This is a genomic window from Paenibacillus melissococcoides, assembly GCA_944800085.1.
GTDB lineage: Bacteria > Bacillota > Bacilli > Paenibacillales > Paenibacillaceae > Paenibacillus_B > Paenibacillus_B melissococcoides.
Genome location: CALYLO010000018.1, coordinates 1 through 11,648, shown reverse-complemented (window position 1 = coordinate 11,648; position 11,648 = coordinate 1). Strand labels below are relative to the sequence as shown.

The following is an 11,648-nucleotide window of genomic DNA, read 5'->3' as shown; positions in this document are numbered from 1 at the left end:
TGACGATGTGGAGATATGAATACTCGAATCATTCAGTGGCACGCTTGTTCCGTTTCTTACAGCATGTGATGCTTCCCGTCCCGGTACGTCCAGCCGCTATCGTGTCGGGGTTAACAGAGGACGAAGTCCGTATTGCCTTGAGGGATTCACCTGATTACATCGTTGACGATGAGGGCATCCGTGGCAGGACTCCTTATGAAAAGACGTTGTTGGATATGCGGCAGCGGATGGGGCAGGAGCTGACAGCGCTGGAAGCTTTCAGGCTCTATACGGAACGGCGCTATGCGTTTTTTGTGGCTGCTGGAAAGCTTGTAAATACATTCCTTGATAAGGAGGAGCAGCATGGAGAATCGGTCTAGCACATCACGCAATATTGATAGGCTGACGGCAGAGCAGGCAGATAGGTTGTATGACCTGCTCCGAATTGCATTCCCGTGTGAGGACGGAATACCAGTAGAAGCAATTATTGAGGAGGATGCTTGAATGAAGTCGTATAACAAAAAATTAAGCAAGAGTGGTTCCGTAACACTCCCGGCCGTAATACGCCGGGAGTATGGCCTATCAGGCGGCGAAAAGTTCAATATTATCGTCGATAGCGAAGACGGCACAATCCTGTTACAGCGGACGCAAGGAAGTTGCCTATTTTGCCGGAGCGATAAAGAGCTAGTTGTGTATTCCGGTCGGTTTGTGTGCTCCCAGTGCATTCAGAATCTGGAGGCCAATGTTACGGAACGGAGAGCGGCCAATGCATTTGAAGGGGGGGACGGGCGATGAATTCGGAACTGGTTCCCCTTGTTGATGAAGCACTCCGATTGGAACAGGATATGAAGCGAAGCAAGAAGCGGCTGGATGAACTGAAGGCCACCTTTACATCTGCTGGAATATTTGTCATGGACAATAAGAACCTATCTCACTATCAGATCCCTGGAAGCAAGGGCCGATTCAACCTGACATACAAGGAAAAGTTTGAAATTGATAATTATGAACGCTTGGTTGAAGTGCTTGGTGATGTGGTGGCAGCCAAAGTCAGCCGGAAGTATGAGGTTAAATTCGAGACAGAAGCACGTTTCAAGGAAGCGCTCATTGCCCTTTACAAAGGCGAATACTGCTTTGACACTTCTATTGATGACGTGCTGAGCGGCCTTGGGCTCGATAGCAACAAAGTAAAGGCAGTAAAAAAGAAGCTAAAGGGCGACTATCTGAAGGACAAGCAGCTACTCGGAAGTGTAGGCATAACTGGTGAGCTTGAAGAGGAGTTCGACGCCATTCGCCTGGCGAAGCATGGCGAATTGGTTGAACGCTTCTTCGGCCATCTCACCCCGGAAGAAATCGATACGATACGCAATTCGGTGTACGTCGAGGACAGCATTAGTGTCGGCCTAGAAGCTTTTTCTGAGTGAGGAGGGCCCTTATGGACAAAATCACCTATCCACAAATCAAGAACATATTCGGGCTTGCCAGGCAGGCCCGAATGAATAACGACGAGCTCCATGACCTGGTCTTAACTACGACCGGGTCGGACAGCATCAAGGCATTAAGCAAGGCCCAGGGCATCAAAGTAATCGACCGATTGAATCAGATGCTGGGCAAGGTTAAGCCATCTCGGGCGACGCCGAATCAAATATGGCAGATTAACAAGCTGGCCGAGGAATTAGGCTGGAAATCTGACCCTCGCCGTTTGCGTCGTTTTTTGGAGAAGCAGCAAGGCGTTAGTCATACGAGCTACCTCTCACCTGTCCAGGCCAGTAAGGTAATCGAAGCTCTAAAAGCAATGAAACGACGGGAAGGAGTAAAACCTAATGCAGGACGCTCTTGAACGGTATTCGCCAGCACAAAGACAAGTCATCGGAGCCTATTGGGACACAATACGCTTCACCCGAAGCACAGGCAAGATTTCTGAGGGAATCAAGCAACGCGAATATGAGTATTGGGCGAAGTATGAGCCCACTCTTGTCATTCGGGCTCTCTCCATCCACATGGAGAAGTACCCTAATATCAAGGAGAACTACACGCGGGGCATCCTTCGCAATCTCTTGAAAGGCGGTGCCACTCATGCAAGGTTTGAAAGAGGTCATGCCGGACTTGCTCGAACGTATCCGGGCAGCCAGGCAGGCAAACGCGATATCAGCGCCGAAGCTGCCTTCCGCCGAAAGCTCGGCTTATGAGTGCCCGAAATGCCGGGACGAGGGCGTCATCCACGACCCTGCTCGAAACGTGGCCTATCAATGCGCCTGCATGGAACGCAAGAAGCTGAAGCGGATCATGCAAACCACCAACATGAGCGAGGATGCGCAATTAAAGACGTTTGACAATTTCAACTTGGATGGCCTGGATCAACGCGTCATAGATGCCTACGAGTTGGCACGGGAATATTCGGATGGACTGGTCTACCGGATTAAGAAGGGCCAAAGCTTGAAAGGCGTTCCTTGGTTCGGGCTTTTGGGCACATCCGGCAGTGGCAAGACGCATCTGGTCACGGCTGCTGTCGCCCCGTTGATTGAATACGGTGTGTACCCTCTGTTTTTCAACTGGGTACAAAGCTTCACGGAATGGTTTTCCTACTACAACAGCCCGGATGAGGCGTATAAGGTGGAGGAAATTCGAAAGCGTATTTACAACTGCGAGTTGCTTATCGTCGATGATATTTGCAAAGAAAGCCAAAAAGACACTTGGATCAAGGAGTTTTACGGCATTGTTGATTATCGGTATCGAAAGCAATTGCCGATCGTGTACACAAGCGAGTATTTTTCCGAATTGATTGGTTTCTTATCCGTAGCCACGGCGGGCCGCTTGTTCGAGCGAACCAAGAGCCCGAAAGGGAAAAAGTATCTCGGAAAAATGCTGTTGGATGTGGGCGAAGACCCACTGGCCTTGAACTATCGATTTAATGGACTGATTTAAGATGTAGGAGGCCTGTACAATGACCGAATACGACTATAAGAAAATAACGACTTACACACTGACGCCGCAGCAACTTGAAGCGGAGCGTAAACGGCTCGATGCGCTGAAGCCCAGGGCCAGGGATTACAAAGGAAAAACGGCTATCCTTGCCCCACAACTGGGCCATAACGGTAAATACCTGCGAAAAGGCGGCGAATGGTACTGCTAAAAATTTTAATGGGAGGAATGACCGTGCAGCAGCCTAAAAAGTTTGAGTGGACAAATCGTCTCGCTTGTGTGGAAGCCTTGGCCCTAGAATGTGCCGAGGGCACAAAATTTGATTATGCGCTTCGCGTTGTCCGGCTTCGTGACTATAGTTTATATGCATCAAAAATCACGAACAAACAACTGGCAGCCCTCAAACGGGATGTTATGATACGGGTCAAAGAAATCAACATTATGCGAGATTCGGCAAATGTTGGCGACATTGTGCGCGTTCCAAAACTTGTGCCCAATCGATTCGGCGGGTACCAGCGGGACGGACGGAAGCTCGTGGAGGCCGAAGTAATTGAGAAGCATCGCCTGTCTTCAACCTTGCGTTATCGCGTTCGCCGACTACTCGATAACGAAATCCAGATCGGGAACGGCCACATGATTAAATCGATTGTGCAACGGGCGGTAAACTGATGGCAAGAAAGCCCGTCCAGAAGCCGAGCCTTGTCGCCGTACCGCCCGATCCGGATCGATGTTTTGTACTTTTCTCGACCGCTGCCCTGACGGCCAGATCAGCAGCGGTCAGCCTGGAGAGCCTTCTCCACCAATTACAAAAACAACCGGGGGAGCGTCCCGTCTCGTCTATCAACTTGGATAAATAGTCCGGAAAAATGGAGATTCGCTTCAATCCATTATCAAAATAGTTGGCAAAGGAAGGGAGAGTTAAACGTGATTTATCGTCAAGATCATATCCCGAAAAAATACAATGAAGAATCGTCGCCCTGGTTACCCGATGAATGCGACCACCATCACTATTCATAACACAGGTAATTCTGGGAGCAGCGCCAAGAACGAACGTGGTTGGCTGACGAATCCAGACAATGATCGAACGGCATCCTACCATATTGTGGTGGACGAGCACGAAGCTATAGAATGTATCCCACTCGTTGAGAATGCATGGCATGCTGGTGATGGCAGCAACGCTGCAAGCGGCAATCGTACATCTATCGCAATTGAAATATGCGAATCTGGGAACTATCAGCAAACATTACGGAATGCTGCTGAACTTGTCGCTAAGATGCTCCTTGAAAGGGGCTGGGGAGTTGAACGGCTGCGACGTCATTACGATTGGAGCGGAAAAATATGTCCCAGATTGATGTATGACAATGGCAAGTGGACTGGATGGCATCAGTTTAAAGAACTTGTGAACTCATTTCTCAGAAAGGATGAACAAGGAATGAACAAAGAAGAAAGAGAAGCCTTTGACAAATTGCTCAAGACCGTAGAGAAGCAGGATAAGAGGCTGAAGGAGCTGGAGGAGAAGCGCGACATCGAGCCTCCTTCATGGGCCAAAGAGGCGGCAGCCTATTACGCGAATGAACTGAAAACGAAAACCGGGAGTTATGATTTCTGGCGTATGCTGACCATTCAGTATCGTAAGGAGGCCGCAACGAGCAGAAATTGATTTTTTCAGCTCCTGCTATAATATGAGGAGGTGATCCGCCGGATGGAATGGCTCGATGAGCTAACGCCAGATATGCTGCCCATGCCATACCGTAAGTATGCTGAATGGATAGGATTAGATAACCTAATTACGCTGGCCAGCAAGGCCGGAGGGGATCATGTGTACATCCCCACATTGGATTTCTTCTTCCGCGGGTACGTGACAGGCGGATCATTCAAGAGTATGATGGATATAACCATCGAGAGATCGCACAGAAGTATGAACTGAGTGAACGTAGAGTGAGAGAAATTTGTGACGGCATCCTTCCAGTTTCTCCACGGAGGGATGAGAATCAACTCCAACTTTTCGATGATGACGAGCTAAAATGAGGGGCGAAAAATCGGGGAATCCCTTCCAGACATGCAAGAAAACACTTGGTAATCTACCAGTAGAGGCTTATGCCCTACTGGTTTTTTTATTGCCTAAAAAGGAGGCTCTTACATGATGCAAGATGCAATTAACGAGATGTTATTGAATGTGGCGCTGGCGGGCCTGACTCTACTGTCTTCATTTGCGATTTACTACATACGCCGGGCTAGCGCCAAGCTGTCGGCAGAGACGGCGAAAATTGATGCGGATGCGCAACGTGCGCTGGTTCAGGCAGCTATTGAACGATTGGATGATGTTGCGACCAAGACCGTCCACCAAATTGAACAGACCGTCGCCAGTCATTTACGGGAGTCTGTCAAGGAAGGATGGTCACCCAGAGAAGAATTAATGGAACTTGCCCCTCAAGCGTATTCGGAAATTGTCCGCCAGCTCAAGCCCGAATACATGCGGGCCCTACATGACACCCTGGGCGACGCAGAGGGGTACATCATGAGCACGATTGAATCCAAGGTGCTGGAGCTCAAGGAGCGTGCTGGCTAGTGGAGTGGAATTGGATCATACAGACGGCGACGATGCTAGGCATCGGAGCAATTGGTTACTTTTTAAAAACGACGATGGCAGAACTCAAAACGCAAATCAATAAAAACGCTCAAGATGTGGATGAATTGAAAAAAGAATTGGATGACTTACGTTCCGATCTCCCGTTCATCTACACGACCCGGGAGGATTTCATTAGAACGATGAACAACGTCGACAAGAAGCTCGACAAAATACACGATAGCATGCTGGAGGACAGAGGTAGATGGATGAACAAACCTATCACGGTGTGCAACATAATAAAGCGGTTCGGGGCTATATCATGCGCTCGCTCGCAAAAGGACATAACAATTCGCTCCTATGCAGGCAATTGGTCAATGTCATGGTCAACGATGGCGTAATCATCAGCCCGGATATCTCCAAGCATCTGGATTACTTATTCAAGAAGGGCTACATCGAATATTCGAATGAGCGTGTGAATTCGTACAATGCTTATGCCAATGATGCCGTAATCCGGCTAACGGTAAAGGGCATCGATTTACTGGAGGGCTCAACTCCGGATGATCCGGGAGTCGCCATCTAATGAGCGGCAAACGAAGAAACCGCACGCGCTCTAAAGTTGACGACCTGCCTTTGCATATCAAGGATCAGGTCGACGCGATGCTTCTTGATACACGGTACACCTACTGGGAGATATCAGAGTATCTGGAGGCCCAGGGATTCGAGGTATCCAAGAGTTCCATTGGTCGCTATGCGCTCCGAGTCGGGAACGCGACGCAGCGGCTTATGGAGGCGCAAGAACAGACAAAGGCGCTAGTCGAGATGATCCGGAAAAATCCGGACGTCGATTACACCGAAGGCGGCCTACAAATTATGGCCGGAGAGCTGACGAAGAAGATGGCGCAAGCACAGGAAGAATGGGACTACATGCCGCTGGATAAGGCGGCCCGCGTTATGGTCGCGCTCTCCAGAACAAAGGTCTATAAAGACCGCGTCCGCCAGGACATGCAGAAGAAGATCGAACTAGCATTCCAAGGGATGGAGGCAGAACTCATGGCAGCCATCAAGGCCGATCCTCAACTTGCCGGAGAACTGAAGGCGGTACTGCAAAAAGCGAAGGAAAAGATGATGGCCGATGATTAACCTGGACGAGTACCTCCGGCAACTGGAGGATGAGGCAGACAAAGAAGAACTACTCAGTCTGGAGTATCAGAAGCAGCTCTTTGAAAACTACGTCATGCGTAATGAGCAGCACCGCGAATACCGGGAAACGTTGCTAAGGGAGTACCAAAGCGGCGCAGAACTGACAGGCCCGGATGGCTTGCGCAAGAAGCTAGGAGCCATTGACCTGGGGTATTTCGGGCGGGCTTATCTGCCCCACTACTTCGTCAGGGAATCGCCGCAATTTCACGAAGAGCTGGATAGTATATGGACTCAAGGAGTCATGAAGGGCCTGAACCCTTTGCCGGATGGGAAGAAGATATCAAGGGCGAAAGGCTGCCGCCGTGCTACAGCCGCCTCACGTGGGCATGCGAAGTCGACAAACTTCACCTTTAAGGACACTTTGCACTCGGTGGTATATGAGTACAAACATTACCCGATCATCCTCTCTGATAGTTCCGACCAGGCAGAAGGATTCCTCACGGATATTAAAACCGAGCTAGAGGATAACCCGGCCATCATTGAGGACTTCGGGAGCCTCAAGGGTAGAGTCTGGAAAGGCAGCGTCCTTGTGACCTCGACAGATATCAAGGTTGAGGCCATTGGCAGCGGCAAGAAGATTCGGGGCCGCCGTCATCGCAACTGGCGTCCTGACTTGATTGTCCTGGACGACATCGAGAATGACGAAAATGTTTACACGCCGGAGCAACGCAAGAAACTGGAAAGCTGGTTCTACAAGGCGGTTAGTAAAGCAGGCGACACGTACACTGACATCGTCTATATCGGAACGATCCTGCATTACGATTCTCTGCTTTCCAAGGTGTTGAAGAACCCGGAATATCATTCTGTAAAGTATCGGGGGGTTATCAGCTTCGCGACGAATCAAGAGCTCTGGGACGCTTGGGAAGCAATCTATACCGACCTGGAAAACGTGCATCGGCAAGAAGATGCGCGGGCCTTCTACGAAGACAACAAGGCCGACATGCTCGAAGGCACAGAAGTCTTGTGGGAAGAAAAGCTCTCCTACTACGACTTGATGGTAATCAAGATTTCTGAAGGCGAAGCATCGTTCAATTCCGAGATTCAAAACGATCCGATTGACCCGGATTCCTGCACATTTAATGATGAATGGTTCGACTTCTGGGATGACGACCCGACGATTGATTTCCGGGATAAGCGATTCGTGTTTGTCGCCGCGAACGACCCTTCCCTTGGGAAAAACAAGAAAAGCGATACCAGTTCCATCATTGCCATAGCCAAGGATACCAAGAGCGGCTATATGTACGTGGTGGAGGCATCCATCGAGCGGCGCGTCCCTGATGTCATCATCGATGACGCCATAGAGATGTCCAAGCGATTCCGGCGCGACTATAAGCGGCCATTCCGCAAATTTGGCGTCGAGACGGTACAATTCCAGCACTTCTTCAAGGATGTACTGGCACAGAAGAGCGCAGAGGCTGGCGAATACCTGCCGATAGAGGAGATCCAAAGTCTCCAGCGCAAGGAACTGCGGATCGAGTCGCTTCAGCCATTTGTTAAGAATGGGTATCTGAAGTTCAGTCGCCGCCACAAGACACTGTTACAACAAATGCGGGAATACCCGATGGGCAAAAATGACGATGGACCGGATGGATTGGAGATGGCCGTCCGACTTGCCCTGGGCATCAAGACATCAAACAAGACGGACTATAAATCAGTAATCAGCCGGGCGATGAAATTCCGGCGAGGCGGTTATTAGGTGGTGAATCTATGTCGAAGAAAAACAAGCAGAAGAACAAAACGGTAAGCCCCCGCCGCCCGGAGCTGAACGAGATTGCAGTCGCCCCGGTATGGGATAAATACTCCACGTACCCATCGAACGGCTTGACTCCGGTGCGACTGGCGCAAATCTTTCGCGAGGCAGACGCGGGCGACGTGCTGCGACAGATGGAGCTCTTTGAGGAGATGGAAGAGAAAGATCCGCATCTATTTTCACAGCTCCAGACACGCAAGAACGCGGTCACCGGACTGGACTTCGAAGTCATCCCGTTTTCGGATGACGAATGGGATAAACAGATAGCCGAGTTTGTGAAAGAGCAGATCGACGGGCTGGAGAACTTCGAGGACATCATGATGGATCTGCTTGATGCTATCGGTAAGGGTATCTCCGTATCTGAAATTATTTGGGGCTACGACGATGGATTTACGGTCGTAGAGGATATCAAGTGGCGGCATCCCAAGCGTCTCCTCTGGGACAATCAAGACACTCTGAAAGTGGTCACCCGCGATAATCCATCCGGAATACCTCTTCCGGAGAATAAGTTCGTCATACATCGTTACAAGGCGCGTTCAGGGCACCCATCACGGGCAGGCGTCCTGCGCGTGGTCGCCTGGATGTATTTGTTTAAAAATTACGATCTAAAGGATTGGGTCAGTTTTTGTGAAGTGTTCGGAATGCCGCTCCGGCTGGGCAAATATGACCCATCCGCCTCGGATGATGACAAGGCTGCTCTCATGCGTGCTCTCGTTCAGATAGGAACAGATGCAGCGGGCATTATTCCGGACGGAACAGAGATTGAATTCAAAGAGGCTGCGAAGACCACATCAATTAACGTGTATGAGTCGCTCGCCAGGTACTGCGATGAACAGATATCGAAGGCGGTGCTCGGCCAGACGCTTACGAGCGATTCTGGGGGCGGAAGTTTCGCCCAGTCGAAGACACATAACGAAGTCCGCCACGATCTGACGGTCGCGGATTGCAAGGCCCTAGCTGCCACATTGCGCCGGGATCTAATTCGACCACTTGTCTACTTTAACTATGGGGAATCCCGGCGTATCCCCCATCTGCGTTTCGACTGTGAAGAAGCCGGAGACCTGAAAGAAACGGCGGATATCTACGGGAAGCTGATTGATATGGGATTGAAAATCCCAACATCGCACTTGTACAAGAAGTTTTCCGTGCCAAAGCCGGAGAACGGCGAAGAGGTAGCTGCCCCGTTATCACATTCGGCGCCAATGCCTTTTAAAGACAAAACTTTGGTGGCTGTAGCTAACAAGGGTAATCGGCCTGGAGTTACACAGGGAAGCGTGGATCAATTGGCCGACGCAGCTATCCAGAATTCCAAGGGGATATTCGGCAAGATATTTGCTCCTGTTCTCAAAATACTTGACACGGCGAATAGCCTGGAAGAAGTCAAAGCCAAGCTCGAAGACGAAAGATTCGCGGGAGAGCTGTATCAACAGATGGATATCGAAGACCTGGACGAGCTGCTGCACAAGGCTATGTTTTACGCTGACCTAATGGGGAGAGTCGAAGAGCATGCGAGAATGGATTGAGCTCCTTACCACGCCTGGATTCGTCTTTGAGGAGGCGGTTGCCTTCTTCGGCGACAAACTACCAATGAAGGAAAGTGAATTCTACCAACTTGCCGAGGAGTACCGGGCACAGGCGTTCACGATTTCCGGATACAGCAAGATTCAGCTCCTTCGCAAGTTTCACGGGGAATTGCTGAAGGCCATTGATGAAGGAACGACACTGGGCAAGTTCCGTGAACGGATGAACGATTGGCTGGAGCAGCGTGGATATGAAGGCGTGACAAACTATCAGGCGGATAATATCTTCCGGACGAACGTGCAGACGGCCTATCAGGTGGGGCACTGGAAGCAGATGACGGCACCGGAGACGCTGCGCTTACGTCCGTACTGGCAGTATGATGCAGTCCAGGACAAGCGCACGCGGCCATCGCATCTGGCGATGCACGGCAGGGTATTTCGGGCCGATGACCCGATATGGAATACCTGGTATCCCCCGAATGGGTTCCGCTGCCGCTGTACCGTCCGAACACTCTCCGAGCGTCAAGTTCGGGAACGCGGCCTCAAGGTGGAAACAGAACCGCCAGTATCTGCCCAATTAAATGGTCAGCATGTGAACATAATGCCCGATCCAAGCTTCTCGAACAATCCAGCAAAGCACGCTTTTGATCCGGACGTTAGCAGCTACCCAAAGAGTTTGAAAAAAGCCTTTGAGAACAGAGAAAAACGCAAGTCAAAGGAATAAGGCCTGGAACGCCCTCTAAGGCGTTTGTGAATTTGGATGACCGAATCATGCTGATGATTTATATACCCGCGTTATAACGCGTTATAACGGCGTTGCAGTCGACATGAATCGGCGAGGAGGTGATCACGCTGAAAAAATGGATTGTATGTTCAGGTACGGTAACCGAAGTTCAAGGCGTGCCGACCGTAATTAAGCTGCTGCCGCTTGGGCATGTGAAGTCCCAGAAAGGAAACTTTGTGGTCGATGAGGAGTCCTTTCGGGCTATGAAGGAAACGTTCCACCGCCGGGCGCTTGATATCGTCATCGACTATGAGCATCAGACGCTGGAGGATGTGCAGGCCCCCGCTGGCGGTTGGATTAAGGAACTCATCATCCAGGATAATGCCATCGCTGGGAAGGTGGAATGGACACCCAAGGCGGAAGAGTACCTGAAGAACAAGGAATACCGCTACCTATCCCCGGTTGTGCTGGTGCGTAAATCGGATCAAAAAGCTGTCGTGCTACACTCGGTTGCCCTAACCAACACGCCAGCAATTGATGGAATGTTCCCGATTATCAATTCGCTTGACATTACCCAATACGAGGGAGGAAATGACATGGATTTTTTGAAACAACTTGCCGTCCTGCTTGGTCTGGGCGAAGAAGCTACCGAAGAGCAAGTCCTGCAAAAGCTTCAGGCGTTACAAGCTAATTCGACGGAAGAGAAGGAAAAAGAAAAGAAAGACGACGAAGAAGAAATCGTTGCCAACAAAACGATTACGACGCTGCTCGGCGTTGCGGAAGATGCGAAAACGGAAGACGTAGCAGCGGCCATTATGGCATTGAAAAATCCTTCCGGCTTCGTGCCTGTTTCGGAGTTCCATGCTCTGAAGGCGCGACTGGATAAAAAGGATTCGGATGAGCTCGTGATGACGGCCCTGAAGGATGGCAAGATTTCCGCCGCTCAAAAGGCTTGGGCGGAAGAATACGCACTCAAAGACCGCAAGG

General features: G+C 50.4%; 18 protein-coding genes. All 18 read left to right on the top strand.

Annotated features, from left to right (window positions below; genetic code table 11):
* Window positions 1-5 precede the first annotated feature (5 nt).
* Window positions 6-359 carry a hypothetical protein gene (locus OCY70_RS34075; RefSeq protein ID WP_261945355.1) on the top strand — a complete coding sequence of 118 codons (354 nt, stop codon included), beginning with the start codon at window positions 6-8 and terminating at the stop codon, window positions 357-359.
* 124 nt (window positions 360-483) lie between these two features.
* Window positions 484-774, top strand: a complete 291-nt coding sequence (locus OCY70_RS36475; RefSeq protein WP_390905354.1) for an AbrB/MazE/SpoVT family DNA-binding domain-containing protein — start codon at window positions 484-486, stop codon at window positions 772-774.
* Window positions 771-1,400 (top strand): ABC transporter permease, encoded by a 630-nt coding sequence (locus OCY70_RS34070; protein ID WP_261945354.1) that lies wholly within the window; start codon window positions 771-773, stop codon window positions 1,398-1,400. Before OCY70_RS36475 ends, OCY70_RS34070 begins: the two co-directional genes overlap by 4 nt.
* Window positions 1,401-1,411: 11 nt before the next feature.
* Complete coding sequence (locus OCY70_RS34065; RefSeq protein WP_213431500.1) at window positions 1,412-1,816, top strand: phage protein GemA/Gp16 family protein; 405 nt, start codon at window positions 1,412-1,414, stop codon at window positions 1,814-1,816.
* A 236-nt stretch (window positions 1,817-2,052) separates the two neighbouring features.
* The gene (locus OCY70_RS34060) at window positions 2,053-2,901 is read left to right on the top strand and encodes an ATP-binding protein (protein WP_213431502.1); all 849 of its coding nucleotides are present in this window, start codon (window positions 2,053-2,055) and stop codon (window positions 2,899-2,901) included.
* Window positions 2,902-2,920: 19 nt separating this feature from the next.
* Window positions 2,921-3,109 (top strand): hypothetical protein, encoded by a 189-nt coding sequence (locus tag OCY70_RS34055; protein WP_213431369.1) that lies wholly within the window; start codon window positions 2,921-2,923, stop codon window positions 3,107-3,109.
* Between the two features lie 23 nt (window positions 3,110-3,132).
* Window positions 3,133-3,567: a hypothetical protein gene (locus OCY70_RS34050; RefSeq protein WP_261945204.1), complete on the top strand. Its 435-nt coding sequence runs from the start codon at window positions 3,133-3,135 to the stop codon at window positions 3,565-3,567.
* Window positions 3,567-3,755, top strand: a complete 189-nt coding sequence (locus OCY70_RS34045) for a hypothetical protein (RefSeq protein WP_261948947.1) — start codon at window positions 3,567-3,569, stop codon at window positions 3,753-3,755. Before OCY70_RS34050 ends, OCY70_RS34045 begins: the two co-directional genes overlap by 1 nt.
* Window positions 3,756-3,859: 104 nt before the next feature.
* Window positions 3,860-4,558, top strand: a complete 699-nt coding sequence (locus tag OCY70_RS34040; RefSeq protein WP_261948946.1) for a peptidoglycan recognition protein family protein — start codon at window positions 3,860-3,862, stop codon at window positions 4,556-4,558.
* A gap of 42 nt (window positions 4,559-4,600) precedes the next feature.
* Complete coding sequence (locus OCY70_RS34035; RefSeq protein ID WP_261948945.1) at window positions 4,601-4,825, top strand: hypothetical protein; 225 nt, start codon at window positions 4,601-4,603, stop codon at window positions 4,823-4,825.
* Complete coding sequence (locus OCY70_RS34030; protein WP_315973957.1) at window positions 4,732-4,926, top strand: Mor transcription activator family protein; 195 nt, start codon at window positions 4,732-4,734, stop codon at window positions 4,924-4,926. Before OCY70_RS34035 ends, OCY70_RS34030 begins: the two co-directional genes overlap by 94 nt.
* Window positions 4,927-5,038: 112 nt before the next feature.
* The gene (locus OCY70_RS34025; RefSeq protein WP_306433995.1) at window positions 5,039-5,467 is read left to right on the top strand and encodes a guanylate kinase; all 429 of its coding nucleotides are present in this window, start codon (window positions 5,039-5,041) and stop codon (window positions 5,465-5,467) included.
* Window positions 5,468-5,729: 262 nt separating this feature from the next.
* Entirely contained in the window at window positions 5,730-6,047 is a 318-nt protein-coding gene (locus OCY70_RS34020; RefSeq protein WP_213431480.1) for a hypothetical protein, read from the top strand.
* On the top strand, window positions 6,047-6,607 hold the full coding sequence (locus tag OCY70_RS34015) for a DUF3486 family protein (RefSeq protein WP_261944921.1): 561 nt from the start codon (window positions 6,047-6,049) through the stop codon (window positions 6,605-6,607). The genes OCY70_RS34020 and OCY70_RS34015 overlap by 1 nt, the downstream gene beginning before the upstream one ends.
* Window positions 6,600-8,363 carry a phage terminase large subunit gene (gene terL / locus OCY70_RS34010; protein ID WP_261944922.1) on the top strand — a complete coding sequence of 588 codons (1,764 nt, stop codon included), beginning with the start codon at window positions 6,600-6,602 and terminating at the stop codon, window positions 8,361-8,363. The genes OCY70_RS34015 and terL overlap by 8 nt, the downstream gene beginning before the upstream one ends.
* 11 nt (window positions 8,364-8,374) lie before the next feature.
* On the top strand, window positions 8,375-9,940 hold the full coding sequence (locus tag OCY70_RS34005; protein WP_213431409.1) for a DUF935 domain-containing protein: 1,566 nt from the start codon (window positions 8,375-8,377) through the stop codon (window positions 9,938-9,940).
* Complete coding sequence (locus OCY70_RS34000; RefSeq protein WP_261945409.1) at window positions 9,924-10,661, top strand: phage head morphogenesis protein; 738 nt, start codon at window positions 9,924-9,926, stop codon at window positions 10,659-10,661. Before OCY70_RS34005 ends, OCY70_RS34000 begins: the two co-directional genes overlap by 17 nt.
* 119 nt (window positions 10,662-10,780) lie before the next feature.
* Window positions 10,781-11,648: phage protease (locus OCY70_RS33995; protein ID WP_261948944.1), on the top strand; the 868-nt coding region annotated here is incomplete at its 3' end.

What these genes read in the sequence shown, in the direction of transcription:
- OCY70_RS34075 (WP_261945355.1), top strand. Translation starts at nt 6, where the DNA reads ATGTGGAGATATGAATACTCGAATCATTCAGTGGCACGCTTGTTCCGT.
- OCY70_RS36475 (WP_390905354.1), top strand. Translation starts at nt 484, where the DNA reads ATGAAGTCGTATAACAAAAAATTAAGCAAGAGTGGTTCCGTAACACTC.
- OCY70_RS34070 (WP_261945354.1), top strand. Translation starts at nt 771, where the DNA reads ATGAATTCGGAACTGGTTCCCCTTGTTGATGAAGCACTCCGATTGGAA.
- OCY70_RS34065 (WP_213431500.1), top strand. Translation starts at nt 1,412, where the DNA reads ATGGACAAAATCACCTATCCACAAATCAAGAACATATTCGGGCTTGCC.
- OCY70_RS34060 (WP_213431502.1), top strand. Translation starts at nt 2,053, where the DNA reads ATGCAAGGTTTGAAAGAGGTCATGCCGGACTTGCTCGAACGTATCCGG.
- OCY70_RS34055 (WP_213431369.1), top strand. Translation starts at nt 2,921, where the DNA reads ATGACCGAATACGACTATAAGAAAATAACGACTTACACACTGACGCCG.
- OCY70_RS34045 (WP_261948947.1), top strand. Translation starts at nt 3,567, where the DNA reads ATGGCAAGAAAGCCCGTCCAGAAGCCGAGCCTTGTCGCCGTACCGCCC.
- OCY70_RS34040 (WP_261948946.1), top strand. Translation starts at nt 3,860, where the DNA reads ATGAAGAATCGTCGCCCTGGTTACCCGATGAATGCGACCACCATCACT.
- OCY70_RS34035 (WP_261948945.1), top strand. Translation starts at nt 4,601, where the DNA reads ATGGAATGGCTCGATGAGCTAACGCCAGATATGCTGCCCATGCCATAC.
- OCY70_RS34025 (WP_306433995.1), top strand. Translation starts at nt 5,039, where the DNA reads ATGATGCAAGATGCAATTAACGAGATGTTATTGAATGTGGCGCTGGCG.
- OCY70_RS34020 (WP_213431480.1), top strand. Translation starts at nt 5,730, where the DNA reads ATGGATGAACAAACCTATCACGGTGTGCAACATAATAAAGCGGTTCGG.
- OCY70_RS34015 (WP_261944921.1), top strand. Translation starts at nt 6,047, where the DNA reads ATGAGCGGCAAACGAAGAAACCGCACGCGCTCTAAAGTTGACGACCTG.
- terL (WP_261944922.1), top strand. Translation starts at nt 6,600, where the DNA reads ATGATTAACCTGGACGAGTACCTCCGGCAACTGGAGGATGAGGCAGAC.
- OCY70_RS34005 (WP_213431409.1), top strand. Translation starts at nt 8,375, where the DNA reads ATGTCGAAGAAAAACAAGCAGAAGAACAAAACGGTAAGCCCCCGCCGC.
- OCY70_RS34000 (WP_261945409.1), top strand. Translation starts at nt 9,924, where the DNA reads ATGCGAGAATGGATTGAGCTCCTTACCACGCCTGGATTCGTCTTTGAG.